Genomic DNA, 26,824 nt, shown 5'->3' with positions numbered 1-26,824 from the left:
CACGCGCGCACCCTGTGGCCCGACCCTTTCGGCATGGGGACTCATGTGCTGAGCATGCGCATAGACGGGGAGCTGCTGGAGCGGCTGAGGCACCACGCCGCCAAACGCGGAATGAGCGTCCAGGACTATGTCGTCCGGACGCTCATTCGCGATGACTTCGACGAGCGGTTCAAGGCCGCCGTCGACGAGACGGAGAAGTTCTACGGGCTTACGTGAGGCCCAGGGCCGGCATCGCGTAGTAGAAGACGAAGACCGCCGAGACGGCGTACATGGCCGCCGGCACCTCGCGGCCCCGGCCCGTCGCCAGGCGCAGCACGCAGAAGCTGATGAAGCCGATGCCGATGCCGTTGGTGATCGAGTAGGTGAACGGCATCATCACCATGGCCATGAAGGCCGGGACGGCGACGGTGAAGTCGCTCCAGTCGATGTCCCTGATCGAGCCGGCCAGGATCAGGAAGCCGACCACCACGAGCGCCGGGGTGGCCGCCTGCGAGGGGACCATGGTGGCGAGCGGGGTCAGGAAGAGCGAGACCGCGAAGAGGCCGCCGGTGACGATGTTGGCCAGGCCCGTCCGGGCGCCCTCGCCGACGCCCGCCGTGGACTCGACGAAGCAGGTGGTGGCGGAGGACGAGGTGGCGCCGCCCGCGGCGACGGCGAGGCCGTCGACGAGCAGGACCCGGTTGATGCCGGGGAAGGTGCCGTCCGGCTTCGTCAGCTTGGCCTCGTCGCCGACGCCGAGGATCGTGCCCATCGCGTCGAAGAAGCAGGACAGCAGCACGGTGAAGACGAACAGGACGCCGGTGAGCACCCCGACCTTGCCGAAGCCGCCGAAGAGGCTGACCTGACCGACGAGCCCGAAGTCGGGGGCGGCCACCGGGTTGCCCGGCCAGGCCGGCACGGTCAGGCCCCAGGCGGTGTCCGGCAGGTCCGTGGCGAGCTGCACCGCGACCGCGACGACGGTCATGGCCACGATGGAGATCAGGATCGCACCGGGCACCTTGCGGATCAGCAGCGCGAAGGTGAGGAGCACGCCCGCGATGAAGATCAGGACGGGCCAGCCGTGCAGGTGGCCGTTGCCGCCCAGCTGGAGCGGGACCGTGGTGTGCGCGAGGTCCGGGATGCGGGTGACGAAGCCGGAGTCCACCAGGCCGATCAGCATGATGAACAGGCCGATGCCGATCGCGATGCCCTTGCGCAGGCTCAGCGGGACGGCGTTCATGACCCGCTCGCGCAGACCGGTGGCGACCAGCAGCATCACGACGAAGCCGGCCAGGACCACCATGCCCATGGCGTCGGGCCAGCTCATGCGCGGGGCCAGCTGGAGGGCGACGACGGTGTTGACGCCGAGGCCGGCGGCCAGCGCGATCGGGACGTTGCCGATGACACCCATGAGGAGGGTGGTGAAGGCCGCGGTCAGGACGGTGGCGGTGACGAGCTGGCCGCCGTCGAGCTGGTGCCCGTACATGTCCTTCGCGCTGCCGAGGATGATCGGGTTCAGCACGATGATGTAGGCCATCGCGAAGAAGGTCGCCAGGCCGCCCCGGACCTCGCGGCCCACGGTCGAGCCGCGTTCCGAGATCTTGAAGAAGCGGTCCAGGCCGCTGGTGGGGGCCGCGGCGGGTGCCGAGGTGCTCATGCGGTCCTCAAACTGGTCGAATTAGTGGTTCCTACGAAGGAATCCGGCCGTAGGCAAACCGTTTCAGTATGAACACACCAGCCGCGGCCAGTCCATCTCCGCGCGTAGACCCCGAAATCGGCCACCTAGACTGGTTCCCATGGCGAAGTGGACTCCTACGCACGAGGCGCCCGAGCCCCTGGAGGGGCCGGTTGTCGCCACCATCACCGGCGGCACGATCCTCTGGTTCGCCATGTTCCTCGTCCAGCTGCCCTTCTACGGCTGGTTCGCGGACCGGGACCTGCTGTGGTGGGTGTGGACCTGCGCGGCCGGCGGCGGGCTCGGACTCATCGGCATCTGGTACGTCCGCGGCCGCGACGCCGCCCTCAAGCGCCACGCCGCGGAGCAGGCGGAGCGGGCCGCGCGGGGCGAGCAGCCGCGGTAGCGGCCCCGGCCGGACGCCGGGGCGCCGGACGGAGGACGCCGGGCGCCGGACGCCGGACGCCGGACGGGACGACGCCGGACGGAGGACGGGGCACGGAGGGCGGGGCGACCAGGGGACGATTCCGCTCATCCTGAAGTCGGATCTTCCCGCCGCTCGGCGGGTGGAGCGCGGGAACGCCCTTTACCGTCGAAAACATGACCCAGTGGGCGAGGATCGACCAGGACGGGCCCGAACGGCCCGCAGCCGCCATCGACGCGGGGGCCGAGCTGGACCCCGTACACCCCGTGAAGCCCCCCGCCCCCCGCTTCAAGCCGGGCGGTCTGACCACTCCCGAGGTCGCCGAGCGGGTCGCGCGCGGCGACGTCAACGACGTGCCGCTGCGCTCCTCGCGCTCCACCGCCGAGATCGTCCGCGCCAACGTCTTCACCCGCTTCAACGCCATCATCGGCGTCCTCTGGGTGATCATGCTGATCGTCGCGCCCATCCAGGACAGCCTCTTCGGCTTCGTGATCGTCGCCAACACCGGCATCGGCATCATCCAGGAGATGCGCGCCAAGAAGACCCTCGACGGGCTCGCCGTCATCGGCGAGGTCAAACCGAGCGTCCGCCGCGACGGCGCCACCGCCGAGATCTCCACCTCCGAGATCGTCCTCTCCGACGTCATCGAGCTCGGCCCCGGCGACAAGGTCGTCGTCGACGGGATCGTCGGCGAGGCCGACGGGCTGGAGATCGACGAGTCCCTCCTGACCGGCGAGGCCGACCCCGTCCTGAAGAAGCCCGGCGACCCGGTCATGTCCGGCTCCTTCGTCGTCGCCGGCGGGGGCGCCTTCACCGCCACCAAGGTGGGCCGCGAGGCCTACGCCGCGCAGCTCGCCGAAGAGGCCTCCCGCTTCACCCTGGTCCACTCCGAGCTGCGCACCGGCATCTCCACCATCCTCAAGTACGTCACCTGGATGATGATCCCGACCTCCATCGGCCTGATCATCAGCCAGCTCGTCGTCAAGGAGGACAACCTCAAGGACGCCATCGCCCGCACCGTCGGCGGCATCGTCCCGATGATCCCCGAGGGCCTCGTCCTCCTCACCTCCGTGGCCTTCGCCGTCGGTGTCATCCGGCTCGGCCGCAAGCAGTGCCTCGTCCAGGAGCTGCCGGCCATCGAGGGCCTCGCCCGCGTCGACGTCGTCTGCCTCGACAAGACCGGCACCCTCACCGAGGGCGGCATGGACGTCACGGAGCTGCGCCCGCTCGGCGGCGCGGACCCCGCGTACGTCGAGAAGGTCCTCGGCGCCCTCGGCGAGTCCGACCCCCGCCCCAACGCCAGCCTCCAGGCGATCGTCGACGCCTACCCCGACAGCGCCGAGTGGCGCTGCACCGAGTCGCTGCCCTTCTCCTCCGCCCGCAAGTACAGCGGCGCCAGCTTCAGCGAGGGCGACGGCGAGAACAACACCTGGCTGCTCGGCGCCCCCGACGTGCTCCTGCCCAGCGGGGACCCCGCGCTGGACGAGGTCGGCAGCCTCAACGAGGAGGGGCTGCGCGTGCTGCTGCTGGCCCGCTCGGCCCGCGAGCTCGACGACCCGGCCGTGGCCAGCGGGGTCCGGCCCACCGCCCTCGTCGTCCTCGAACAGCGGCTGCGGCCCGACGCCGCCGACACCCTGCGCTACTTCGGCGACCAGGAGGTCAAGGCCAAGGTCATCTCCGGCGACAACGCCGTGTCCGTCGGCGCGGTCGCCGGCAAGCTGGGCCTGCCCGGCGCCGCCGCCACCGTGGACGCCCGGCACCTGCCCGCCGAACGGGACGCGATGGCCGAGGTCCTCGACGGCAACACCGTCTTCGGCCGGGTCACCCCGCAGCAGAAGCGCGACATGGTCGCCGCCCTCCAGTCACGCGGCCACACGGTCGCCATGACCGGCGACGGCGTCAACGACGTGCTCGCCCTCAAGGACGCCGACATCGGCGTCTCCATGGGCTCGGGCTCCGAGGCCACCCGCGCCGTCGCCCAGATCGTCCTCCTCGACAACAGCTTCTCCACCCTGCCGTCGGTGGTCGCCGAGGGCCGGCGGGTCATCGGCAACATCACCCGCGTGGCGACCCTCTTCCTCGTCAAGACGGTGTACTCGGTGCTGCTGGCGATCCTGGTGGTCTGCTCCCAGGTCGAGTACCCCTTCCTCCCCCGCCACCTCACCCTCCTGTCCACCCTCACCATCGGCGTCCCGGCGTTCTTCCTGGCACTGGCCCCGAACACGGAGCGGGCGAAGCCGCACTTCGTGCGGCGGGTCATGCGCTACGCCATCCCCGGCGGGGCCGTCGCGGCGGTGGCCACCTTCGTCTCGTACCTGATCGCCCGCGCCTACTACACCGGCCCGGACGCCCTGACGTCCGAGACCAGCGCGGCGACGCTGACGCTGTTCCTGACCTCGCTGTGGGTGCTGGCGATCATCGCCCGGCCGTACACCTGGTGGCGGCTGGCGCTCGTGGCGGCGATGGGGGCGGCGTTCCTGCTCGTCCTGGTGGTGCCCTGGCTCCAGCACTTCTTCCAGCTGAAGCTGGAAGGGGTGACGATGCCGTGGATCGCGGTCGCGATCGCGGCAGCGGCGGCGGCCCTGATCGAGGTCGCCTTCCGCTGGGTGGACCGCCGCTTCCCGGCGTAGGAACGGTGGCACGGGCCCGCCCGGCGGCTATCGTCGGAGCGTGAGGCTCTTCGCCGCCGTACTGCCGAGCACCGACGCCGTCGCCGAACTGCGGGACGCGGTCCGGGCGGTGCCCGCCGCCGGAGACCTCCGCTGGACCGGCGAAGCCGGCTGGCACTTCACCCTCGCCTTCATGGGCGAGGTGGCGGACCCCCTCCTCCCCGAGCTGCACACCCGCCTCGCCCGGGCGGCCGCCCGCAGCGCCCCCTTCCCCCTCCGCCTCCACGGCGCCGGCCACTTCGGCCGCCGCGCGCTGTGGATCGGCGCGGCCGGCGGGCTCGACGCGCTGCGCCTGCTCGCGGAGCGGGCCGACGCCGCCGCCCGCCGGGCCGGGGTCCCCATGGAGCAGCACCGCAGCTACACCCCGCACCTCACCCTCGCCCGGGCCCGCCACGACCACGCCGACCTGCGGCCCTGCCTCGACGCCCTGGCCGGCTTCGAGGGCACGCCCTGGCAGGTCGGCGCCCTCAGCCTCGTCCGCAGCAACCTGCCCGTCTCCGGGGTCCCCGGCGAGCAGCCGCGCTACGAGGTCGTCGAGGAATGGCCCCTGACCGGCCATTAGCACTATTCGGGCACTCGTGCAGGGTTTTCCAAAAGGATTTCACATACGGAAGCAAAGGATCCGCTGAATCCTTGCCCCACCGGCGGCGGCCCGATGTGATGCGCGAGTCCTGTCGCTGAACCGGACGCACCGCGCTCCCCCGCGCGGGCCGGGGGACGGCCGGGGGCTCGGACGGCCGGAGTCAGCAGTGCATCCGAACAACGAGGTCGAACCACACCGTGCGTCAGACATCTCCCGTCGCCACCCTCTTCGCCGTCGCGGCCCTTCCGCTCGCGCTCACGGCCTGCTCCGCCACCCCCGCCGCCGCCCCGAAGGCCGCCCCGACCACCGCCACGTCGAAGGCACCCGCCGCCGCGGCCCCCTCCGCCGCGGCCCCCGCCGTCGACGGCCCCAACAAGGGGCTCCTGACGGGTACGCAGCTCAAGGCCGCGCTGGCCCCCGCCTCTTTCTTCACCGCCGGCTTCACCGCCGACCCCGCCGACGCGCGCGACACCGGCCCCGCCTACCGGGCGCCGGCCACCGCCGAGGTCCCCACCCCCGACTGCACCAAGCTCGGCGGGACCGCGTGGACGGAGATCACCGGCATCACCGGCGTCTCGTTCGCGCAGAACGCCTACGTCAACAAGAACACCTCCGAGGAGTTCGCCCAGGAGGTCGACGTCTACCAGGGCACCACCGCCACGACCGTCCTCGGCGCGCTCGGCATGCTCTCCAAGGCCTGCCCGAGCTACCCCGACGAGCCGACCCACAGCACGGTGACCGTCACCGAGAAGCCCCTGGCCGGCGTCGGCGACGGCGCCTGGGCCATCACCGAGACCAGCCCCGCCTGGCAGGGCGGCACCACCCTCGTCGCCGCCCGGGTCGGCCACTCCGTGGTGACCGTCCTCGTCAGCAGCAGCACCGACAAGGGCCTGGCGGGCGCGACCAAGCTGACGAACCAGCTGGTCGGCAACCTCAAGGGCAAGGCCTGACCCACGGACGCCCCGGTGCCGCCCCCGCGGGGGCGGCACCGCCGCGCACGCCCTCAGGACCCCTGGTGGGTGATGGTCACGTACAGGTACTCGTCCAGCAGCTTGGCCAGCGGCAGCCCCGGCCGGCCCAGCTCCGCGGCCAGCGCCGCCTCGTCCAGGCCGCCGCTCTCCGCGAGCGCGGCACGCGCCCAGGCCCGGCCCGCCGCCAGGTGCCGGGCGAAGGCCGCCTCGTCCCGGGCGCCCCACAGCCGCTGCGCGATCGCCGCGTCCCAGGGCATCACCGTGTCGGGCCGCAGCGCGAACAGCGCCTTCGCCGCGGCCGTCGGACCGAGGGTCCGGCGCCCGACGGGCAGCGCGGCCAGCTCCCCGTACGCGGCGGCGAGGCGGGCGACCTCCCGGTCGCCCAGGGCCGCCAGCCGGGTCCCGGGCAGGTCCCCGTGCCGGGACCACCAGCGGGCCAGCCCCTCCCCGAACACGTCGGGCTCGCCCTCCCGCGGGTAGCGGATCCGGCAGCCCCAGGCGTTCAGCCAGCGGTGCAGGGCGGCGCGGTGCGCGGCGCCCGACAGGTCGAGCCCCGGCGCGGTGTCCGCGCGCAGCGCCAGCCAGCTCCGGTCGACCCCGGGGAACGCCCCGAACACCTCGGCCGCCGCCCGCAGCCGGGCCAGCCCGGGCGCGGGCGGCAGGTCGCCCTCCAGGTGCGCGCGGGCCACCTTGGCCGGCACGCACATCCGCCAGGCGTCGGTGACCAGCTCCTCCAGCTCCGCCGTGCCGAGCGCGGCCATCCGCGCCCCGGCCCAGTGGTAGCGCATGTCACCGGGGCCCGGCAGGAAGAACTTCTCCGGCTCGGCGGCGACGAGCGCGGCCCGCTCCTCCTTGGGGAAGGCGAAGCCGAGCTCGGTCTCGTCCCGCGAGAGGGCGAGGTAGACGATCCGGCCTATCCGGAACTTCACCCGGTCGCGGACGAGGTGCTCCTCGGTGCGCGGCAGCGCGAGCGCCAGCCGCCGTACGTCGTCGACTGTGACCATGACGGAAGTCTCGCAGCCCCCGGCACGGGGGCCGGGGGCTGCCGCGTTAGTCTCGACGGGTGGATCCGAAGACCAGAAACCGTGTCATGGCCGGTGTGCTCGTGCTGATGTTCGTCGTCGTCGCCGTGGCGGCCGCGGTGGGCCAGTAGCCCGGGGCCGCCCCTCCCCTACCAGGCGAAGGCCTCCGGCGACGGACCCGGCCCGGGGAAGATCCCGTCCAGCCCGGCCAGCACCTCCTGCGAAAGCTCCAGCTCCACCGCCCTCAGCGCGGACGCGAGCTGCTCCTGCGTACGCGGGCCGACGATCGGTCCGGTGACCCCGGGCCGGGTCAGCAGCCAGGCCAGGGCCGTGTCGCCGGGCTCCAGGCCGTGCTTGTCGAGCAGGTCCTCGTACGCCTGCACCTGCGCCCGCACCGAGGTGTCGGCGAGCGCGTCCGCCGTGCGCCCGGAGGAGCTGCGCCCCGTCCCCCCGCCGGCAGCCTGCTTGCGGATCGCCCCGCCGAGCAGGCCCCCGTGGAGCGGGGACCAGGGGATGACGCCGAGCCCGTACTCCTGCGCGGCCGGGATGACCTCCATCTCGGCGCGCCGCTCGGCGAGGTTGTAGAGGCACTGCTCGCTGACGAGCCCGAGCCGGCCGCTGCGCGCGGCGGCCTCGTTGGCCTGGGCGATCTTCCAGCCGGGGAAGTTGGAGGAGCCGGCGTAGAGGATCTTGCCCTGCTGGACCAGGACCTCGACGGCCTGCCAGATCTCCTCGAAGGGGGTCCGGCGGTCGACGTGGTGGAACTGGTAGACGTCGATGTGGTCGGTCTGCAGCCGCTTGAGGCTGGCGTCGACGGCCCTGCGGATGTTGAGGGCGGAGAGCCGGTCGAAGTTGGGCCAGGTCTCCCCCTCGCGGGACATCGAGCCGTAGACCTTGGTGGCGAGGACCGTCTTCTCGCGGCGGCCGCCGCCCTGGGCGAACCAGGTGCCGATGATCTCCTCGGTACGGCCCTTGTTCTCACCCCACCCATACACATTGGCGGTGTCGAAGAAGTTGACGCCCGCGTCGAGCGCCGCGTCCATGAGGGCGTGGCTGGTGGGTTCGTCGGTCTGGGGGCCGAAGTTCATGGTGCCGAGTACGAGTCGGCTGACCTTGAGTCCGGTGCGTCCGAGCTGCGTGTACTTCATGGGGCCCAAGCCAACTGCCTGGAGTGCGCTCGAAGCAAGACCCCGGTGGCCGTGGCGCGTTACGCGTCGGCCGGCCGGTGGTAGGGGCCGCCGATGCCCCAGGCCTGGTGGAGGACGGCCGCGAACTCGCCGGCCAGGCGGTGTTCGCCGGAGGCGTTGGGGTGCGTGCCGTCGTAGGTGTCGCGGTGGATGTCGTACGCGTGCGGGCGCGCGGCCAGCAGGATCGGGGAGGCGGCGTCGGCGAGGTCGGCGACCGTCTTCGCGAGCAGCTCGTTGAAGCGGACGACCTCCTCGGCGAAGGGGGCGTCCTCCTCGGCGCGGACGTTGGGTATGACCGGCAGGAGGACCATCCGGATGCCGGGGCGGGCCGCCCGGGCGGCCTCGACGAAGGCGCGGGCGTTGGCGGCGGTCTGGTCGGCCTTGGTGTAGAAGCCGAGGTCGATCAGGCCGAGGGAGACGAGCAGGACGTCGGCACGGGCCTCGCGGACGGCCGGTCCGATGAGCGGTGCCATGTGCTGCCAGCCCTCGCCCCAGCCGGCCAGGTGGCGGCGGGCGGGCCCGGGGAAGGCGGGGTCGGCGTAGGCGTCGCTGGAGGGGGCGTCGCAGGCGGTGTCGTAGAGCGCGCTGCGCGGGCCGACGATCTCGAAGGATCCGTCGCCGAGGGTGGCGCCGAGGTGCTGCCACATCCGGTAGCGCCAGGTGTAGTCGCCGGCGCGTCCGATGGTCATGGAGTCGCCGACGAACATGAAACGCATCCGGTCATCATCGCGGATCACGCGGCGGGAGCCCCTGTGATGCCGGACACGCCGGGGTCCGGACGGGCCGTGCCGTCCGGCCGGGCCGGTCCTGGCAGGCTGGGGGGATGCGCCTGCTGACCGTGCCGACGACCGCCGTTCCCGCCGCTCTCGTCCTGGGCCTGCTGCTGCCGGGTGCCGCCGCGGCCTCCGGCGCCGCCCCGGCCACCGGGAGTCCGGCCCCCACCGCGTCCGGGTTCACGATCACCGATCCGCGGATCACGGAGTCGAGCGGGCTGGCGGCCAGCCGGATCCATCCCGGCGTGTACTGGACGCACAACGACAGCGACGACGGCCCGTACGTGTACGCGGTGGACTCGGCGACGGGCAGGACGGTGGCCCGGATCACGATGGCCGGCATCGGCACCCCGCGCGACGTGGAGGCCATCTCGCTCGGCCCGGACGGGAACCTCTACGTCGGGGACATCGGCGACAACCGCGACGGCACCTGGGAGCACGTGTGGATCTACCGCTTCCCGGAACCGAAGGAGCTGGCCGACGCCACCGTGAAGGCCGAGCAGTTCACGGCCGTGTACGCGGACGGGCCGCGCAACGCCGAGGCGCTGATGGTGCATCCGGTGACGGGCCGGGTATACGTCGCGAGCAAGAACGAGCAGGGCGGCGGCCTGTACGAGGGCCCGGAGAAGCTGTCGGCGGACGGGCGCAACGTCTTCCGGCGGGTGGCGGAGGTGCCGTGGGTGACGGACGGGGCGTTCTCCCCGGACGGCACCCGGCTGACGCTGCGCGGCTACTTCACGGCGCGGACGTACCCGTGGAAGGACGGGCGGCCGCAGGGTGAGGGCGAGCGGGTGGAGGCGCCCTGGCAGGGGCAGGCGGAGTCGGTGACGTACTCCCCCGACGGGCGGACGCTGCTGTTCGGGGCGGAGGGGGCCAACAGCCGGGTGGTGGCGGTCCCGGTGGCGCCCGACGCCTCCGCGGCCCCCTCCGGCCTGGCCCGCCCGGCTCCGGCGGCGGGGGCGTCCGGTGAGAAGGGCGCGGACGGTGCGCAGGGCGGCAGCTTCACGAAGGGTGCCCTGGTCCTCGCGGCGGGCACGGCCCTGGTCCTGGCGGCCAAGCGGGTGCTGCGGCGGCGCCGGCCGAAGGGCTGACGCTCCCCGTCCCCGGGCCGGAACCGCCGGGGAGCGCGGACGCGTCCCAGCCCTCGAACAGCGACATGGCATGCCCATGCAGGGCGCGACGCGGAGGGGCGGGGGGACATGGAGTACCTCGACCTGGGCCCCGTCCGGGTGTCCACCTCCCCCCGCACCACCGACCCCGAGCGCTACCAGCTGGCCCTGGTCACCGGCGACCTGGTGCTCTGCGACACCTCCCACCCGTACGAGGCGGGCTCCACCCCCGCGGCGGACCGCACGGTGGTGCTCCAACTCCCGCGCACCTCGCTCCCGTTCCGGCCGGAGCGGGTGGACCGGCTGCTCTCCCAGCGGATCCCCGCCACGCGGGGCACGGGCGCGGCCCTGGCCCAGTTCCTCGGCAGCGTCGGCGCCCACGCCGACGGCTGCGGGGAGCGGGAGCTGGCCCGGCTGGGGTCGGCCGCGCTGGGCCTGGCGACCGCCTGCCTCGCCGAACGCCTCGACGTGTACGACGACCTCCCCGCCGAGGCCCGCGAGGAGGCGCTGCTGCGGCAGATCGACGCCTACATCGAGCACAACCTCGCGGATCCGGAGCTGACTCCGGGCGCGGTGGCCGCCCGCCACCACATCTCCCTGCGCCGCCTGCACCTCCTCTTCGAGGGCCGGCCCGCGGGCGTCGCCGCCACCATCCGCGGCCGCCGGCTGGCGGCCGCCCGCGCCGACCTGCTCCGGCCGGACCTGAAGCGCCGTCCGGTGCACTCGATCGCCGCCCGCTGGGGCTTCAGCAGCGCCACCGTCTTCAGCCGGGCGTTCCGCCAGGCGTACGGGACGAGCCCGACGGAACTGCGCCGCAAACGCGTTGCGCGCAAGGTCAACGATCCTTGCGCGCAACGCACATGCACCGGAGCGGCACCGGCCTAGGATCGCCTTCCGGCCACCCGACGGTGCCCGCCGCCGGTCAGGCGCGGTCCTCGTCGATCGGGATCTGCGTCCTGCCGGGGCCTCTGCCGTTCACGGGGGTGACGGCAGGGGCCGGTCCCTCCCCCTCCCCCTTCTGCTGGGCGGCCATCGACGCCAGCAGCTGACGGGCCACGCCGAGTCCCGTACCGCCCATCGTCAGGGCCTTGGCGAACATCTCCGACATCCCCTCGGCCCCGTTGAGCAGCACCATGTGCTCGACGCTGCCGAAGGCGCCCGCGCCCGCCTGGACGATCGCCGGCCAGTTCTCGGCGAGCTGCTGGGCGACCACGGCCTCCTGGTTCTCGGCGAGGGCCGCGGCCCGCGCCTTGATCGCCTCGGCCTCGGCCAGGCCCTTGGCCTTCGCCGCCTCCGCCGCGGCGAGGCCGTTCGCCCGTGCCGACTCGGCCGCCGCGAGGCCCTTGGCCTGGGTCGCGGCCGCCTCGGCCTCACCGCTGACCCGGGTCGCGGTGGCCGCCGCGTGTCCGCGCGCCTCGGTGGCCTGGGCCTCGGCCGCCGCGGCCGTCTTGACCCGCGTCGCCTCGGCCGCCGCCGCCAGCTCGGTCTCCTTCGCCTTGGCCTGCGCCGCCGAGATGCGCGCGTCGCGCTCCGCCTCGGCGAGCGTCCTCGTCTGGTACGCGGCCGCGTCCGCGGGCTTGCGCACGTCGGCCTGGAGCTGCTGCTCCCTGCGGTGCGCCTCCAGCTCGGCGACCCGGGTCTCCTGGACGACGACCTCCTGGCGGGCGGCCGCCTCGGACAGCGGGCCCGCCTGCCGCGCGGTGGCCGCGGCCTTGTCCCGTTCGGCCTGGTAGCCGGCCTGGAGGATCTCGCTGTCCCGGGTGGCCTCGGCCATCCGGGCGAAGGCGGTCTGCTCGGCCTCGGTCGCGAGCCGGTTCGCCTCGGCCTGCGCGATGCGGGCGTCGCGCTGGACGGCGGCGGCGTGCGGCATGGCGAGGTTCTTGATGTACCCGGTCGGGTCCTCGATCTCGTGGATCTGCAGCGAGTCCACGATCAGCCCGAGCTTCTCCATCTCGGTCCCGCAGGCCGCCCGGGTCTGCCCGGTCAGCTTCTCCCGGTCGCGGATCATGTCCTCGACCGTCAGACCGCCGACGATGGACCGCAGATGGCCGGCGAAGACGATGTGCACCCGCTCGGGCATCATCTTCTGCTGGTCGAGGAAGCGGCGGGCGGCATTGGCGATGGACACGTAGTCATCGCCGATCTTGAAGATCACGACCCCCTTGACCCGCAGCGGGATCCCCTGGTGGGTCACGCAGTCCACGTTCAGCTGCGTCTCGTTGAGGTCCAGCGAGAGCTTGCGGACCGCCTGCACGCCGGGCAGGACGAGCGTGCCCCGGCCGGTGACGATCCGGAAGCCCATGCCCTCGCCGATGCCCTCGGTCTTGTGCGTGGAGCCCGAGATGACGAGCGCCTCGTTCGGTTCGGCCACCCGCCACATGAGCTTGAACAGGCCGATCAAGGCAATGATTGCGGCGAGAACGACTCCCGCCACGACGCCGACAGCCATCGGCAACGCCCCCTTAGAACGGTGCCGTTCGGCACCGACGGGGGTGAGTCTGCGCCTGTGAGGGGGGAGTGGAGAAGTGGCGGGATCATTCTTGTCGCCATCTTGATACGCAGAGGGTCTCAGGCGTCGTAGACACCCATCACGTAGACGGTGCGCGGCGGCTGGTACTCCACGACGGTGACCACGGATCCGACGCCGAGCCGCCCGGTCTCGCCGGGGGCGGGATGCGCGAGGAAGTGCTCGGCGCCACCACGGATGCGGACGATGACCTCGCCCACCAGCCCCGGCCCCACGGTCCCGGTCACCCGCCCGGTCATCCCCACCATGTCCATGCCGCCGAGCGTACGGTGCCGCCGCCGAGCGGGGCAGGCCCCTGCCGGCGCAGGCACCCCGCACCGGCGGACGACGGCGCGGCCGCTACGAGTGCCCGAGGTCCTCGGAGGGGACGTCGGACACCGGCACCGAGCCCGCCTCCGCGGCCGGCCGCAGGGGGAACTCGTCCAGGGCCATGGAGTCCAGCACCGGCTCCGCCGGCCTCGGCGGCTTCGGCATGACCGCGGCCTCCGAGTGGCCGCCGCACCCGTACGACAGCGACACCAGCCGCCCGTCGGCCGGGCCGAACTCGTTCGCGCACACCCCGAAGGCCTGCCCCAGCGAGCCCCCGATGGCCACCAGGAAGCCGCAGGACACGCACGAGGCGGGCGCGGCCTGCGCCATCGGGGTCTTCGCCCCGAAGGACTCGTCCCAGCGGTCGGCGGCCGTGTGCAGCCCGTACCGGGACAGCACCCGCGCACGCCGCATGCCCAGCTCTTCCGCCACGGCCGTGATCGAGCCGCGCGCGGGCACGACCACCCGGTCGGTGACGTCGGCGTCCTCCGCCTCCACCAGCTCGGCCATCTCCGCCGAGACCACCGAGTTCGGCGGGGCCGTGTCCTCGCCGCTGTACCCGGGCTCCAGCCTCAGGTCGTCCGCGTCCGTGGGGAGCAGGTCGCCCGGGCCCATGTCGCCCGGCCGCAGCCGCTCGCTCCACGGCACCCACTCCGGGGCGAGCAGCGCGTCGTCCCCCGGCAGCAGCACCGTTTCGTCGAGGGTGACGTTCTTGGCGCGCGACGCGCGGGTGACGGTGACGGCCCAGCGCCAGCCGCGGTAGCCCGCTTCCTTGCACTCGAAGAAGTGCGTGACGACCCGGTCGCCCTCCGCCACGACCGAGACGTGCTCGCCCACCACACCGGGGTAGGCGGCCTCCTCGGCCGCCTCGCGGGCGAGCTCCACGGCCTCGACGCACAGGCGGTCGGGGGCGGGGGTACGCGGGGTACGGCTTCGCGTCGTCGCAGCACTCACAGGTCTCGTTCTCTCCTACGCCGTCTCACGAGTGCGCCGTCCGTACTGTCGTCCACAACGACCCGTCGGTCTCGTCCGTACGTAGCGCGGGCGGAGCGGACCAGAGGGCCGCGTCGACGTCCGCGCCCCGATCGGCCTCGGGCGCACCCCATGTGATCCATTCTGCGGGATCGCGAAGAGGCGCGCGGCCAAGAGCAACCGCCGGTGGCGCGCTACGCACGCTACCTCCTCCGACGGCTTCGGCCCACATGCGAGGTCCGATTCGCGGACATCGGAGGCACCCGGACCACCCCCCGGCGGCGGCCCGACGCGCCGGGACGGGTCCCGGCGGGCCGTCTGGGGCACTATGGCACGGTGGCTCCCGCACGGTCGTCCGCAGACGGCTCGGGACCGGCCAGGCGGGCCGGCCGGGCGGTCGGGCGCGCCCTGCACCTCCCGTTCACCGGTACGGCGCGCGGGATCCGGCGCGTCACGCACGCCCACGGAGCGGGGGAATCGGGGCTCGGGCGGCTGATCGAGCTGCACGCCATCAACGGCGCCGGCGACGTCATGATCACCGTCGCGCTCGCGTCGACGGTGTTCTTCTCCGTTCCCACGGACGAGGCACGCGGACGGGTGGCCCTGTACCTCGCCATCACCATGGCCCCCTTCACCCTGCTGGCCCCCGTGATCGGCCCCCTGCTGGACCGGCTGCCGCACGGACGGCGGGCGGCGATGGCGTGCGCGATGCTGGCGCGGGCGCTGCTCGCGGTGCTGATGTCGGGCACGGTCGCGACGGGCGGGCTGGCGCTCTACCCGGCGGCGCTGGGCGTCCTGGTCGCCTCCAAAGCGTACGGCGTCGTCCGCAGCGCCGTGGTCCCGCGGCTGCTGCCGCCGGCGTTCTCGCTCGTCAAGGCGAACTCCCGGGTCACGCTGGCGGGCCTCCTCGCGACGGGCGCGGCGGCGCCGGTGGCGGCCGGCCTGCACGCGATCGGGCCGCCGTGGCCGCTGTACGGGGCCTGCGCGATCTTCGTGTGGGGGACCGTCGCGGCGTTCCAGCTGCCGCACGAGGTGGACGAGGCCAAGGGCGAGCGCCGGGCCCGCCTGTCCACGCACGAGGCGCACTCGAAGCGGCCCGGGCTGCGGACGGTCAGCCGACCGGTGCTGTGCGGGCTGCTGGCGAACGCGTCGATGCGGGCGCTGTCCGGGTTCCTGATCTTCTTCCTGGCGTTCCTGCTGCGCGAGCACCCGCTGGACGGCCGCAGCGCGGCGGTGTCCCTCGGCATCGTGGGCGTCGCGGCGGGCCTGGGCAACGCGTGCGGCACGGCGGTGGGGGCGTGGCTGCGGGCGCGGGCCCCGGAGGCCATCGTGGCCGCCGTGCTGTCCGCCACCCTGGTGGTGGCGATCCTGGCCGCGGCCTTCTTCAGCCCCCCGCTCGTGGCCGCCCTGGCCTGCACGGCCGGCTTCTGCCAGGCCCTGGCGAAGCTGTCGCTGGACGCGATGATCCAGCGCGACGTCAGGGAGGCCGTCCGCACCTCGGCCTTCGCCCGTTCGGAGACCCTGCTGCAGATGGCGTGGGTCCTGGGCGGCGGCATAGGCATCGCCCTGCCGCTGAACGGCGTCCTGGGCATGGCGGTGGCGGCCGGGCTGGTGGCCCTGGGCACCGTGATGGCCCTCCGGGGCCTCCTCACCGCCCCCCACCGCCGCCGGAGCTCCCCCCACCCCCGCGTGGCCTGAGACCCCCGTCGGTGGAGGGGCGCGCCGCCGTGGGACCCCCGTGCGGCGGCGCAGCCCAGCGGCCCGATAGCCTTCGGCTCATGACCGCACCGCTTTTCCCGGGTAGGGCCCGCCGCAGCGTCGCGGCCCTCGGAGCCGTGTCCGCCGGCCTCCTCCTCCTGTCCGCCTGCGACAAGCCGACGCCGCTCGCGACCGTGACCGTCGGCAGCTCGTCGGTGTCCGCCGAGTCCGAGTGCCGCGCCGACAACGGCGAGAACGGCAAGGAGCTCTCCATGGACAAGGTCCAGGAGTGCCTCACCGCCCGCAAGGACGCCAAGACCATCGAGTACGGCCGCGGCGACACGCTGCGCCTCGGCGTCGAGCCGGCGGTCGTCGAGGACGGCAAGAAGTGGCAGGCGGTCCTCGACGGCCAGCCGATCACCGAGCCGTCCTCGAACACCTACCGCAGCTTCGCCGGCGCCGACGTCTTCGCGACCGGCGGCCAGGGCGAGGCGCCCCAGTCGAAGATGCTGAGCTTCGTCCAGGTCGGCGAGGACGGCAAGCCCCTCGCCGTCTGGTCCTTCAAGCTCAAGCTGAAGAACAACTAGGCGGCGGCGCGGCGTGCGCGTGCTGATCGTGACCGCCGTGGCCGCGGAGGCAGACTCCGCGGCCTCCGGTCTCACCCCTCATCAGGATCCGGTCACGCCCGAGCCGCGCACCCTGCCCGGCAACTACTCCGTCACCCGCCGGGACCTGCCCGGTCTCGCCGCCGACGTGCTCGTCGGCGGTGTCGGCCCGGCCTCCGCCGCGGCCGCGACGGCCACCGCGCTCGCGCTGGCCGAGTACTCCCTCGTCATCTCCGCCGGCATCGGCGGCGGGTTCGCCCCCGCCGCCCCGCTCGGCTCGCTCGTGGTCGCCGACGCGCTCGTCGCCGCCGACCTGGGCGCGGAGACCCCCGAGGGCTTCGTCCCCGTGCAGGAGCTCGGCTTCGGCCGCAGCGTGCACCTTCCGCCCGCCGAGCTGGCCGCCCTGGCCGCGGAGGCGACCGGGGCGCTCCTCGCGCCCGTCCTGACCGTCTCCACCGTCACCGGCAGCGCCGCCCGCGCCGCCGAGCTCGCCGCCCGGCACCCGCTCGCCGGGGCCGAGGCGATGGAGGGCTTCGGGGTCGCCGAGGCGGCCGCCGCGCACGGGCTGCCGGTGCTGGAGATCCGCGCCGTGTCCAACGCCGTCGGGCCGCGCGACCGGGACGCCTGGCGGATCGGGGACGCCCTGGCCGCCCTCGCGGACGGGTTCCGCGCGCTGGGCCCCGTACTCGTCACCTGGGGAGAACGCCATGACCGCGACCGCTGACCGCACCCCGCCGATCACCCTGGACATCGCCTACTCGCCCTGCCCGAACGACACCTTCGTCTTCGACGCGTGGGCGCACGGCCGGGTCCCGGGCGCGCCCGCGCTCGACGTGACCTTCGCCGACATCGACGTCACCAACGGCATGGCCGAGCGCGGCGAGCTGGACGTGCTGAAGGTGTCGTACGCCGTGCTGCCGTGGGTGCTGGAGGAGTACGCGCTGCTGCCCTGCGGCGGGGCGCTGGGGCGCGGCTGCGGCCCGCTCGTGCTCACCCGCGCGCCGGGGCTGGACCTGACCGGCAGGACGGTCGCGGTGCCGAGCGAACGCTCCACCGCCTACCTGCTGTTCCGGCTGTGGGCGGCGGACGTGCTCCCCGGCGGGGTCGGCGAGGTCGTCGTCCTGCCGTTCCAGGAGATCATGCCGGCGGTGCGCGACGGGCGCGTGGACGCCGGACTGGTCATCCACGAGGCCCGGTTCACCTATCAGGAGTACGGGCTCCACTGCCTGGCCGACATGGGCGAGCACTGGGAGTCCACCACCGGCCTGCCGATCCCGCTCGGCGCGATCATCGCCAAGCGGTCGCTGGGCACGGACACGCTGCGCGCGCTGGCCGAGGCGGCCCGCACGTCGGTGCGGATGGCCTGGGACGACCCCGAGGCCTCCCGTCCCTACGTCCGTGCGCACGCGCAGGAGCTGGACCCGAAGGTCGCCGACCAGCACATCGGGCTGTACGTCAACGAGTTCACCGCCGACCTGGGCGACGCCGGCTACGCGGCCGTCCGCGGACTGCTGACGCGGGCCGCCGCCGAGGGCCTGGTTCCGGCCATCGGGCCGGACGCGCTGGCCTTCCCGTAGCCGCACCCCGCACGCGCCGGTGCCCCGCCGCTCGGAGGAGCGGCGGGGCACCGGCGTACGCGCGGGGGAACGCTCAGACGTCGAGCTGGTCGGCCACCGCGCGCAGCAGACCGGCGATCTTCGCGCCGTGCGCCTTGTCGGGGTAGCGGCCGCGTTCGAGCATGGGGGTGATGTTCTCCAGCAGGGTCGTCAGGTCCTGCACGATCGAGGCGAGCTCGTCGGGCTTGCGCCGCTGGGCGGCGGCCACCGACGGCGTCGGCTCCAGCACGACTACCGAAAGCGCCTGGTCACCGCGCTGCCCCGCGACGACGCCGAACTCGACGCGCTGCCCGGGCTTGAGCGCGTCGACCCCATCGGGGAGCACCGACGAGTGCACGAAGACGTCTCCGCCGTCGTCACGGGAGAGAAAGCCGAAGCCCTTCTCGCTGTTGAACCACTTGACCTTGCCGGTAGGCACGTCCGTCCTCTGTCCTTGTGCTCGTCGGGTCCGGTTTGCCGAGGTGAACGGCTCCGGATAGCAGTACAGCGGGTCCAGCGACCCGCCTCCTCCAGGCTAATGGTCCTGATACGGGTGACAAGACGTTCCCCGGTCCTTCCCGCTCCACCGCTTCGGCCAGGGAACTACCCTGGTGGGGTGACTGTTACTCCTCACCCCGACGAAGCACGGCCCGACGAGGCACGGCCCGGCGACGGACTGGTCAAGGCCGGCGGCATCGTGTTCATCGTCGGCGCGGTGGCGACGCTGGTGACGATGGCGCCGCTGTTCCTGGGCACCGACCCGTTCCCGTCGTACGCGTGGGCGGTGTGCATGCTGATGGGCGTGGGCTTCGCGATCTCCGCGGCGGGCGTGTTCCGCTCGGCCGCCGCGCAGCGCAGGGCGGCCCGGGAGTCCCAGGCCGCCTGACGCGCGCAGCGGTTCGTTCCGGCCGGCCCCTTCCTCAGGCCGCGCGGGTGCGGGCGAAGGCCTCCAGCCATGCCGGCAGGGCGGTGAGGTCGTCCAGCACCACGTCGGCGCCGGCCTCGCGCAGCTCGGACGCGGCGCACGGGCCGGTCGTCACCGCCACCGACAGGGCGCCGGCCTTCCGGGCGCCGCGCACGTCGCCGATGTGGTCGCCGACGTACACCTGCGCCCCGTACTCGCGCAGCGCCTCGGCCTTGCCCTCGGCCCAGAGCCAGCCGATGACGGCGTCGGCCTCTATCCCGAGGTGGTCGAGGTGCTGGCGGGCGTTGGGCTCGTTCTTCGCCGTGACCACGATCGCCCGGCCGCCGAGCGCCTGGACGGCCTTGACGGCCTCGCGTGCACCGGGCATGGCCGGCGTCGGCTCGATGGCGTAGGTCGGGTACATCTCCCGGTAGAGGTCCCGCATCGCGGGGATCTGCTCCTCCGGGAACCAGTAGGCGAGCTCCTCCTCGAGTGGGGGTCCGAGGCGGGTGACGGCCAGGTCGGCGTCGATGTGGGCCCCGGTCTTCGCCGAGAGCGCCTGCCAGGCGGCCCTGATGCCGGGGCGGGAGTCGATGAGCGTCATGTCGAGGTCGAATCCGACGGTGAGCTGTGGGGGGGTGGAGGTCATAGCGCCATTGTGCCGAGACTCCAGCGGCCCGCGGGAAGCTAAGCGGACGTTGGCTTATCGGATAGCGGTATTTGGCGAGATGTCAGCGATTCAGTCAATTCAGGGCACCTCCATGCCTTTTTATCCTTATGTCCATTTCACTCCGGGCGGGTGAGGGGGACGGGGCGGGGGCGGGGCGGGAATCCGGCTCCGGGACGCTCCGCCGCGCCTACCTCCGGCGGCTGCGCCAGGCCAGGTATGCCGCCAGGACGGCGCCCGCCGCGCGGGCCAGGGTGGGCCACATCGACTGGAAGGCCGGCCCCAGCTGCGCGTCGGGCAGCGGCTCGCCCCACCGTCCCGTGGTCCGGCCCCACAGCCACAGCACCGCCACCGTGAACACCCCGGCGGGCACGCCCAGGACCACCCACTTGCGCTCCAGCGGCCCCAGCACCCGGGAGGCGTACGCCACCAGCGCGCCCGCGCCGAGCAGCAGCCAGTACCCGGTGAGGGCCCCGACGGCCAGCAGCACCGCCGCCAGCAGGAGGAAGCCGTGCGGGCGGGGGCGCGGCGCCTTGGCGGCCCCCGCCTCCCCGGGGGCCTGCGCCGACGCCTCCTCCCGCCGCTCGCGGCGCTTGCGGAGGTAGCGCCGCAGCCCGCCGCCGGCCGGCGGCGGCGCGGCCGGCGCGGCGGCCGCGGGCTCCTCCTGCGGCGGCCCGAACAGCTCGGGGATCTCGATGCCGCCCGCGAACCCCTCGACCTGCGGCCCGCGCCCGGCGGCGGGCAGCCGCCACCAGTCCGGCTCGCCGCCGTCCGCGGACGACGCGCCGAGCTCGTCCAGCCCGGCCAGGTGCGGCGGCACGTTCCGCGGCTCCGGGGCCGGGGCCCGCTTCGCGCCCGCGCGGCGCCGGTTGCCGCGCTGCTCCGGCACCGAGACCGGCGGCACGGCCGCGGCGTCCGCGGCCGTCGGCCGCCCCACCGCGTCCAGGACCTCCTCCGGCGTGCCGAGCCGCTCCAGGACGGCCCGTACCGCCTCCGGCGTCTCCGGCTCGAACCGCGCGCGCCGCCGGTCGATCTCGTCGCGCAGCCCCGACACGAGCCGCATCCGGTCCCCCGACGACAACTGCCGCTGCTGCGCCAAGTCCCCGACCCGGCTCAGGTATTCGTAGACCAGATGGTCGCTCTCGATCCCCACGCCCCAGAAGGTAGCGCGTGCGGGCGTGCGGCGGCCGTCGGCGCAACGGATACCGTTGCCCGGATGGGGACCGGCCGACGACCGGCCGACGTGACCAGGAGGCGACCACCGTGCCCGAGGGAAGTCCGAAGGGAAGCACTCCGGGAAGCGCAGCAGGACCTACGGCCGGGGGCAGCGGGAGCGGCTCCGCGAGCAGCGCCGCGGGCGCCGGCGCACCCGCCCCGCGCTCCCTCGCCGAAGCCCTGCGCGCCCGCGACGACGCGGCGCTCGCCGCACTGCTGCACGCCCGCCCCGACCTGCTGAACCCGGTGCCCGCCGACATCACCCAGCTGGCCACCCGCGCCGGCACCCGCGCCTCGGTGGTGCGCGCCCTGGACCGTCTGGACCGGTTCGCGCTCCAGACGGCCGAAGCCCTCGCGGTGGCCCCGGACCCCTGCCCGTACGCCGTGCTGGAGGAGCTGCTCACCGGCAGCGGCGGCGAGGACGCGAGGGACGCCGCGGCCCGCGACGCCCTCCCCCGGGCCCTGGGGACGCTGCGCGACCAGGCCCTGGTGTGGGGGGACGACGACCGGCTGCGCCTGGTCCGCACCGCGCGGGAACTGCTCGCCCCCTCCGCGCAGCGGCCCTCCCCGACCGGGCTCGGCCCCACCGTCGCCGAGGCCACGTCCGGGATGTCGCCGACCCGGGTCCAGGAGATCGTCGCGGCCGCCGGGCTGCCCGCCACCCACGACCCGGTGTCGGCGGTGGCCGCCCTGACGGGGCTGTTCACCGACCCGGAGCGGATGTCGGCGCTGCTGGACCAGGCCCCGGCGGAGGCGCACCAGGTGCTGGGGCGGCTCGTGTGGGGGCCGCCGTACGGGGAGGTGACGCCGGATCCGACGCCGCCGGTGCGCTGGCTGCGCGACCGGGGGCTGCTGCTGCCGGCCTCGGCGCGCACCGTCGTGCTGCCCCGCGAGGTGGCCCTGCACCTGCGCGGCGGACTCGCGCACCGGGCGACGGCGCCGGTCGCGCCGCCGGTGGGCGCGCACCGCGAGCACCGTCCACAGCTTGTGGACGCCAACGCGGCCGGGCAGGCGCTGGCCGCGCTGTCCACCGTCGAGGAGCTGGTGAAGTCCTGGGAGCACACCGGGCCGCTGGTGCTGCGGGCGGGCGGGCTCGCCGTACGCGACCTGAAGCGGACCGCGTCCACCCTGGACACCACCGAGCAGGCGGCCGCGTTCTGGATCGAACTCGCCTACGCCGCCGGGCTGCTGGCCAGCGACGGCGAGGCCGACGAGCGGTACGCGCCCACCCCCGCCTTCGACGACTGGTGCGAACGGCCGCCCGCCGAGCGGTGGTCGGCGCTTGCCTCGGCCTGGCTGGCGGCGACCCGCACCGCCGGGATGGTGGGCGAGCAGGACGCCAAGGGCCGCACCCTCGCGGCGCTCGGCCCCGACCTGGACCGCTCGCCCGCGCCGGAGGTGCGCCGCCGGGTCCTCGAACTCCTCGCCGCCCTGCCCGAGGGCGGCTCGCCCGACCCGGACGCCCTTCTCGAACGGCTCGCGTGGGAGCGCCCGGAGCGCGGTACGAGCGACCTGCGCGCCCGCCTCGCGCACTGGACCCTGCACGACGCCGAAGTGCTGGGCGTCACCGGCCGGGGCGCGCTCAGCGCCTTCGGGCGGGCCCTGCTGGAGGGCCGCGACCCGGCGGCGCCGCTGGCCCCGCTGCTGCCGGAGCCGGTGGACCACGTGCTGCTCCAGGCCGACCTGACGGCGGTGGCCCCCGGGCCGCTGCGGCGTCCGCTCGGTGACGTGCTGGCCGTGCTCGCGGACGTGGAGTCCAAGGGCGGGGCGACGGTGTACCGGTTCACGCCGGGCTCGGTGCGCCGGGCGCTGGACTCCGGGCAGACCGCCTCCGACCTGCACGCCTTCCTCGCCGAGCACAGCCGCACCCCGGTGCCGCAGCCGCTGGCGTACCTGATCGACGACGTGGCGCGGCGGCACGGGCACCTGCGGGTCGGGGCGGCCTCCTCGTACGTGCGGTGCGACGACGACGCCATGCTGGGCGAGATCCTGGCCGACAAGCGCTCGGCGGGCCTGGGGCTGCGCAGGCTGGCGCCGACGGTGCTGGCGGCGCAGGCGGAGCCGGGCGCGCTGCTCGACGGGCTGCGGGCGATGGGGTACGCCCCGGCCGCGGAGTCCCGTACGGGGGACGTGCTGGTGGCGCGGGCCGCCGCGTACCGCACCCCGGAGCGTTCGGCGCCGGTCCCGGTCCCGGACGGGCCGCCGGTGCCGGACGCGACGCTGCTGGGCGCGGCGGTACGGGCGGTGCGCGCGGGCGACCTGGCGGCGACGGCCGTCCGCAAGGAGCCGGCCGGGCCGTCGGCCGCACCGGAGCCGGGCGAGCTGCCGCGCACCAGCGCCGCGGAGACCCTGGCCACGGTGCAGGCGGCGGCGCTGACCGGCTCGGCGGTGTGGATCGGGTACGTCAACGCCGAGGGGGCTGCGAGCCAGCGGGTGATCGCCCCGGTCCGGGTGGAGGGCGGCTTCGTCACCGGCTACGACCACACGGCGGACGAGGTGCGCACCTACGCCCTGCACCGGATCACGGGGGTGGCGGAGCTGGAGGAGGACCAGGTCTGAGGGCCGGTCCGGGGCCGCACGGGGAGGGAAAACCGCTGGCGGGAAGGGGTGCGGGGGTCGCACCCTGATCCCATGTCCGAAACACCCCCGCAGAGCCCCCGGCACCGGATCCCCGAACGCCAGGTCCGCGCCGCCCACACCGCCACCACGGTGACGGTGTACCAGGCGTACTCCCCCGCCCTCGGCCTGCCGGCGGCCCGCGACGGCCGCTTCCCGGCGGCGTGGAAGCGGGAGCGGATGACGTGGATCAAGCCGTCGTTCCTGTGGATGATGTACCGCTGCGGCTGGGCCGCGAAGGCCGACCAGGAGACCGTGCTGGCCGTCGAGATCAGCCGCGAGGGCTTCGACGGGGCCCTCGCCCAGGCCTGCCTGTCCCACTACGTGCCGGGCGTGCACGCGGACCGCGAGGCCTGGAAGGCGACCCTGTCCCGCTCCCCGGTCCGCGTCCAGTGGGACCCCGAGCGCGACCCGCACCTGAACCCGCTGCCCCACCGGTCCCTCCAGCTGGGCCTGTCGGGCCCGGCGTCGCGGGCCTACGCCGACGAGTGGACGGTCTCCATCCGCGACGTCACCCCGCTGGCCCGCGAGATCCACGGCCTGCTCCGCGCCGGCGACACCGCCGCGGCCCGCGCCCTCCTGCCGGTGGAGACCCCGTACCCGGCCGGCCCGCTGCCCCACCTCGGCGCGTAGACGCCCCGCGCGGGACCCGCGGATCCCCGGCGGTACGGCAGACTGGAGGTTTGGCCGCCCGCGCCCGGGCGGCCGCCACCCCGCCGGAAAGGGACATGCGTGAACGGGCCCCTCATCGTCCAGAGCGACAAAACCCTCCTCCTGGAGGTCGACCACGAGCTCGCCGGAGCCGCGCGCCGGGCCATCGCCCCCTTCGCCGAGCTGGAGCGGGCGCCCGAGCACATCCACACGTACCGGATCACCCCGCTGGGCCTGTGGAACGCGCGGGCCGCCGGGCACGACGCCGAGCAGGTCGTCGACGCCCTCGTGGAGTTCTCCCGCTATCCCGTCCCGCACGCGCTGCTCGTCGACGTGGCCGAGACGATGGCCCGCTACGGGCGGCTCACCCTCTCCAAGCACCCCGTCCACGGGCTGGTGCTGACCAGCACGGACCGGCCCGTGCTGGAGGAGATCCTGCGGTCGAAGCGGATCACCCCGCTGGTCGGGGCCCGGATCGACGCCGACACGGTGGCCGTGCACCCCTCGGAGCGGGGGCAGATCAAGCAGACGCTGCTCAAGCTGGGCTGGCCGGCCGAGGACCTCGCCGGGTACGTGGACGGCGAGGCGCACCCGATCGAGCTGGAGGAGAACGGCTGGGCGCTGCGGCCGTACCAGGCGCAGGCCGTCGAGGGGTTCTGGCACGGCGGGTCGGGCGTGGTCGTGCTGCCCTGCGGCGCGGGCAAGACGCTGGTCGGCGCCGGGGCGATGGCGAAGGCCAAGGCGACCACGCTGATCCTGGTGACGAACACGGTCTCCGCGCGGCAGTGGAAGCACGAGCTGGTGAAGCGGACCTCGCTGACGGAGGAGGAGATCGGCGAGTACTCGGGCACGCGCAAGGAGATCCGGCCCGTCACGATCGCCACCTACCAGGTCCTCACCACCAAGCGGAAGGGTGTCTATCCGCACCTGGAACTGTTCGACTCGCGTGACTGGGGGCTGATCCTCTACGACGAGGTGCACCTGCTGCCGGCGCCCGTCTTCAAGTTCACCGCGGACCTCCAGGCCCGCCGCCGCCTGGGTCTGACGGCGACTCTGGTGCGCGAGGACGGCCGGGAGTCGGACGTGTTCTCCCTGATCGGGCCGAAGCGGTTCGACGCCCCGTGGAAGGAGATCGAGGCGCAGGGCTACATCGCGCCCGCGGACTGCGTCGAGGTCCGGGTCAACCTCACCGAGTCGGAGCGGCTGGCGTACGCGACGGCCGAGACGGAGGAGAAGTACCGCTTCTGCGCCACGACCGCGACGAAGCGGAAGGTCACCGAGGCGCTGGTGCGCAAGCACCAGGGCGAGCAGACGCTGGTCATCGGGCAGTACATCGACCAGCTGGACGAACTGGGCGAGCACCTGGACGCGCCCGTCATCAAGGGCGAGACCTCCAACGCGCAGCGCGAGAAGCTCTTCGACGCCTTCCGCGAGGGCGAGATCAGCGTGCTGGTCGTGTCGAAGGTCGCGAACTTCTCCATCGACCTGCCCGAGGCCACGGTCGCGATCCAGGTGTCGGGCACCTTCGGCTCGCGGCAGGAGGAGGCGCAGCGCCTGGGCCGGGTGCTGCGGCCGAAGGCGGACGGGCACGAGGCGCGGTTCTACTCGGTCGTGGCGCGCGACACGATCGACCAGGACTTCGCAGCCCACCGCCAGCGCTTCCTGGCGGAGCAGGGCTACGCGTACCGGATCATGGACGCCGACGAGCTGCTGGCGGGCGACTGACCCGGGCGGCGTCCTCCCGTCCCAGGGGCGGCCTCGGGGCGGGGATGCGGGCCGCCGCCGGGCGGCGGGGGCGGCGGCGGAGCGCGCTCGCCGCGCTCGCCGCTCTCGCCGCTCTCGCCGCCAGGAGGGTGAGCGGGGGGACGGCCCACACCCACAGGTGCTGCCAGTGCAGCAGCGGGGCCCCGCCGGCCGCCGGCGGGTGGTGGGTCCAGAAGTCGGCGGAGGCCTCGGGGAGGACGAGGGCGCCGAGCAGGGCGGTACCGGCGAAGCCGGCCAGGGCGGTCAGACCGGCCCGGACCTGCCCGGTGAGCAGCAGGTACGGGATGAACACCGCCGGGGTCAGGGTGATCCCGGCGGCCGTGCCCAGGGCGAAGCCCCGGCCGAGCGCGGCGCGCGGCCGGCCCAGGTCCCACAGGGTCAGGCAGGCCAGGGCGAGGTTGATCTGTCCGGGCAGCGGGCTCTGGAACAGCGGTTCCAGCCACAGCCCGGCGATGGTGGCGGCCAGGACGGGGCCCGGCCGGGCCCGTACGCCCGCGAGGCGGCAGGAGAGCAGGACCAGCAGGGCGAGCAGGCCGCCGTTGCCGAGGACGAGGACGGCCTTGAGCACGCCGGCGGGCAGCCAGGCGGCGGGGGTGAGCAGGATCGCGGCGAACGGCGGGTAGCCGGCGGGCGGGTGCCAGTCGGCGGCGCAGAAGCCGCTGAGCAGGGCGTCGGCGGTCGGGACGCGCAGGGCGACGCAGAGGACGCCGAGGGTGAGGAGCGCCCCGGTGACCAGCAGGCCGGCGAGGGGCGACGGCGAGCGGTCGGGATCGGGGCTGCGGGTCACGCGCGTGACCCTAGTGGATCGTCGGGGGGCCTCCGCCGGGATCAGGCCACCTGCCGCGTCCGCAGGTCAGCGCGGTGCGCGTCCGCCGATCGGCGGTACCCGTCCCCGGCGGGCCGGGGCCG

The 26,824-nt window shown here is 74.3% G+C and carries 26 protein-coding genes; 15 read left to right on the top strand and 11 right to left on the bottom strand.

Annotation, left to right across the window (positions count from 1 at the left end; translation table 11 throughout):
* Positions 1–33 precede the first annotated feature (33 nt).
* Complete coding sequence (locus AB0469_RS13855) at positions 34–216, top strand: hypothetical protein (RefSeq protein WP_007265601.1); 183 nt, start codon at positions 34–36, stop codon at positions 214–216.
* Here AB0469_RS13855 and AB0469_RS13850 read toward each other — a convergent pair.
* Positions 209–1,636 carry an NCS2 family permease gene (locus AB0469_RS13850; protein WP_366451559.1) on the bottom strand — a complete coding sequence of 476 codons (1,428 nt, stop codon included), beginning with the start codon at positions 1,634–1,636 and terminating at the stop codon, positions 209–211. The two genes, AB0469_RS13855 and AB0469_RS13850, sit on opposite strands and share 8 nt — an antisense overlap.
* 139 nt (positions 1,637–1,775) lie before the next feature.
* On the opposite strand from AB0469_RS13850, the gene AB0469_RS13845 reads away from it, so the two are divergent.
* The 4 genes from AB0469_RS13845 to AB0469_RS13830 all read left to right on the top strand — a co-directional run bounded on the left by AB0469_RS13845 (position 1,776) and on the right by AB0469_RS13830 (position 6,280).
* Positions 1,776–2,060, top strand: a complete 285-nt coding sequence (locus AB0469_RS13845) for a DUF2530 domain-containing protein (RefSeq protein WP_366451558.1) — start codon at positions 1,776–1,778, stop codon at positions 2,058–2,060.
* 194 nt (positions 2,061–2,254) lie between these two features.
* Positions 2,255–4,708 carry an HAD-IC family P-type ATPase gene (locus tag AB0469_RS13840; RefSeq protein WP_366451557.1) on the top strand — a complete coding sequence of 818 codons (2,454 nt, stop codon included), beginning with the start codon at positions 2,255–2,257 and terminating at the stop codon, positions 4,706–4,708.
* 40 nt (positions 4,709–4,748) lie between these two features.
* A complete protein-coding gene (thpR, locus tag AB0469_RS13835) occupies positions 4,749–5,309 on the top strand; it encodes an RNA 2',3'-cyclic phosphodiesterase (RefSeq protein WP_366451556.1) in 561 nt (186 codons plus the stop codon).
* Between the two features lie 218 nt (positions 5,310–5,527).
* Positions 5,528–6,280, top strand: a complete 753-nt coding sequence (locus tag AB0469_RS13830) for a hypothetical protein (RefSeq protein WP_366451555.1) — start codon at positions 5,528–5,530, stop codon at positions 6,278–6,280.
* Positions 6,281–6,333: 53 nt separating this feature from the next.
* Here the strand turns inward: AB0469_RS13830 and AB0469_RS13825 are convergent, their stop codons facing one another.
* The 3 genes from AB0469_RS13825 to AB0469_RS13815 all read right to left on the bottom strand — a co-directional run bounded on the left by AB0469_RS13825 (position 6,334) and on the right by AB0469_RS13815 (position 9,226).
* Positions 6,334–7,305: an MmcQ/YjbR family DNA-binding protein gene (locus AB0469_RS13825; protein WP_366451553.1), complete on the bottom strand. Its 972-nt coding sequence runs from the start codon at positions 7,303–7,305 to the stop codon at positions 6,334–6,336.
* A gap of 167 nt (positions 7,306–7,472) precedes the next feature.
* Complete coding sequence (locus AB0469_RS13820) at positions 7,473–8,471, bottom strand: aldo/keto reductase (protein ID WP_366451552.1); 999 nt, start codon at positions 8,469–8,471, stop codon at positions 7,473–7,475.
* Between the two features lie 59 nt (positions 8,472–8,530).
* Positions 8,531–9,226, bottom strand: coding sequence for a GDSL-type esterase/lipase family protein (locus tag AB0469_RS13815; protein WP_366451551.1), 696 nt, complete (start codon positions 9,224–9,226; stop codon positions 8,531–8,533).
* A 107-nt stretch (positions 9,227–9,333) separates the two neighbouring features.
* Between AB0469_RS13815 and AB0469_RS13810 the strand changes: the two genes are divergently transcribed.
* Positions 9,334–10,374, top strand: coding sequence for a WD40 repeat domain-containing protein (locus tag AB0469_RS13810; protein WP_366451550.1), 1,041 nt, complete (start codon positions 9,334–9,336; stop codon positions 10,372–10,374).
* Between the two features lie 108 nt (positions 10,375–10,482).
* Positions 10,483–11,277, top strand: coding sequence for a helix-turn-helix domain-containing protein (locus tag AB0469_RS13805; protein WP_366451549.1), 795 nt, complete (start codon positions 10,483–10,485; stop codon positions 11,275–11,277).
* A 37-nt stretch (positions 11,278–11,314) separates the two neighbouring features.
* On the opposite strand, the gene AB0469_RS13800 is transcribed toward AB0469_RS13805, so the two are convergent.
* The 3 genes from AB0469_RS13800 to AB0469_RS13790 form a co-directional block, all read right to left on the bottom strand.
* Positions 11,315–12,841 carry an SPFH domain-containing protein gene (locus tag AB0469_RS13800; protein WP_366451548.1) on the bottom strand — a complete coding sequence of 509 codons (1,527 nt, stop codon included), beginning with the start codon at positions 12,839–12,841 and terminating at the stop codon, positions 11,315–11,317.
* Between the two features lie 119 nt (positions 12,842–12,960).
* Positions 12,961–13,173, bottom strand: coding sequence for a hypothetical protein (locus tag AB0469_RS13795; protein WP_366451547.1), 213 nt, complete (start codon positions 13,171–13,173; stop codon positions 12,961–12,963).
* An 85-nt stretch (positions 13,174–13,258) separates the two neighbouring features.
* On the bottom strand, positions 13,259–14,182 hold the full coding sequence (locus AB0469_RS13790; RefSeq protein WP_366451545.1) for a DUF3027 domain-containing protein: 924 nt from the start codon (positions 14,180–14,182) through the stop codon (positions 13,259–13,261).
* 336 nt (positions 14,183–14,518) lie between these two features.
* On the opposite strand from AB0469_RS13790, the gene AB0469_RS13785 reads away from it, so the two are divergent.
* From AB0469_RS13785 to AB0469_RS13770, 4 genes are all read left to right on the top strand, one after another.
* On the top strand, positions 14,519–15,898 hold the full coding sequence (locus tag AB0469_RS13785; RefSeq protein WP_366451662.1) for an MFS transporter: 1,380 nt from the start codon (positions 14,519–14,521) through the stop codon (positions 15,896–15,898).
* A gap of 80 nt (positions 15,899–15,978) precedes the next feature.
* Positions 15,979–16,485 carry a DUF2771 domain-containing protein gene (locus tag AB0469_RS13780; protein ID WP_366451544.1) on the top strand — a complete coding sequence of 169 codons (507 nt, stop codon included), beginning with the start codon at positions 15,979–15,981 and terminating at the stop codon, positions 16,483–16,485.
* A gap of 13 nt (positions 16,486–16,498) precedes the next feature.
* The gene (locus tag AB0469_RS13775; RefSeq protein WP_366451543.1) at positions 16,499–17,227 is read left to right on the top strand and encodes a futalosine hydrolase; all 729 of its coding nucleotides are present in this window, start codon (positions 16,499–16,501) and stop codon (positions 17,225–17,227) included.
* On the top strand, positions 17,211–18,080 hold the full coding sequence (locus tag AB0469_RS13770) for a 1,4-dihydroxy-6-naphthoate synthase (protein WP_366451542.1): 870 nt from the start codon (positions 17,211–17,213) through the stop codon (positions 18,078–18,080). The genes AB0469_RS13775 and AB0469_RS13770 overlap by 17 nt, the downstream gene beginning before the upstream one ends.
* A 73-nt stretch (positions 18,081–18,153) precedes the next feature.
* Here the strand turns inward: AB0469_RS13770 and AB0469_RS13765 are convergent, their stop codons facing one another.
* On the bottom strand, positions 18,154–18,537 hold the full coding sequence (locus AB0469_RS13765; RefSeq protein ID WP_042811480.1) for a cold-shock protein: 384 nt from the start codon (positions 18,535–18,537) through the stop codon (positions 18,154–18,156).
* A 177-nt stretch (positions 18,538–18,714) separates the two neighbouring features.
* On the opposite strand from AB0469_RS13765, the gene AB0469_RS13760 reads away from it, so the two are divergent.
* Positions 18,715–18,984, top strand: coding sequence for a hypothetical protein (locus AB0469_RS13760; protein WP_366451541.1), 270 nt, complete (start codon positions 18,715–18,717; stop codon positions 18,982–18,984).
* A gap of 34 nt (positions 18,985–19,018) precedes the next feature.
* Here the strand turns inward: AB0469_RS13760 and AB0469_RS13755 are convergent, their stop codons facing one another.
* Both AB0469_RS13755 and AB0469_RS13750 read right to left on the bottom strand, forming a co-directional pair.
* Entirely contained in the window at positions 19,019–19,651 is a 633-nt protein-coding gene (locus AB0469_RS13755; protein ID WP_366451540.1) for an HAD family hydrolase, read from the bottom strand.
* A 208-nt stretch (positions 19,652–19,859) separates the two neighbouring features.
* Positions 19,860–20,822, bottom strand: coding sequence for a hypothetical protein (locus AB0469_RS13750; RefSeq protein WP_366451539.1), 963 nt, complete (start codon positions 20,820–20,822; stop codon positions 19,860–19,862).
* A gap of 242 nt (positions 20,823–21,064) precedes the next feature.
* Here AB0469_RS13750 and AB0469_RS13745 point away from each other — a divergent pair, with 242 nt between their 5' ends.
* The 3 genes from AB0469_RS13745 to AB0469_RS13735 all read left to right on the top strand — a co-directional run bounded on the left by AB0469_RS13745 (position 21,065) and on the right by AB0469_RS13735 (position 25,876).
* A complete protein-coding gene (locus AB0469_RS13745) occupies positions 21,065–23,443 on the top strand; it encodes a helicase C-terminal domain-containing protein (protein ID WP_366451660.1) in 2,379 nt (792 codons plus the stop codon).
* Between the two features lie 72 nt (positions 23,444–23,515).
* On the top strand, positions 23,516–24,133 hold the full coding sequence (locus tag AB0469_RS13740) for a DUF4291 domain-containing protein (RefSeq protein WP_366451538.1): 618 nt from the start codon (positions 23,516–23,518) through the stop codon (positions 24,131–24,133).
* A gap of 99 nt (positions 24,134–24,232) precedes the next feature.
* Entirely contained in the window at positions 24,233–25,876 is a 1,644-nt protein-coding gene (locus AB0469_RS13735; RefSeq protein ID WP_366451537.1) for a DNA repair helicase XPB, read from the top strand.
* On the opposite strand, the gene AB0469_RS13730 is transcribed toward AB0469_RS13735, so the two are convergent.
* On the bottom strand, positions 25,842–26,702 hold the full coding sequence (locus AB0469_RS13730; RefSeq protein WP_366451536.1) for a glycosyltransferase family 87 protein: 861 nt from the start codon (positions 26,700–26,702) through the stop codon (positions 25,842–25,844). The two genes, AB0469_RS13735 and AB0469_RS13730, sit on opposite strands and share 35 nt — an antisense overlap.
* Positions 26,703–26,824 lie beyond the last annotated feature (122 nt).

The sequence above is a fragment of the Streptomyces sp. NPDC093801 genome (assembly GCF_040701585.1).
Lineage (GTDB): Bacteria > Actinomycetota > Actinomycetes > Streptomycetales > Streptomycetaceae > Streptomyces.
This window is presented reverse-complemented; position numbering and strand designations above follow the sequence as displayed.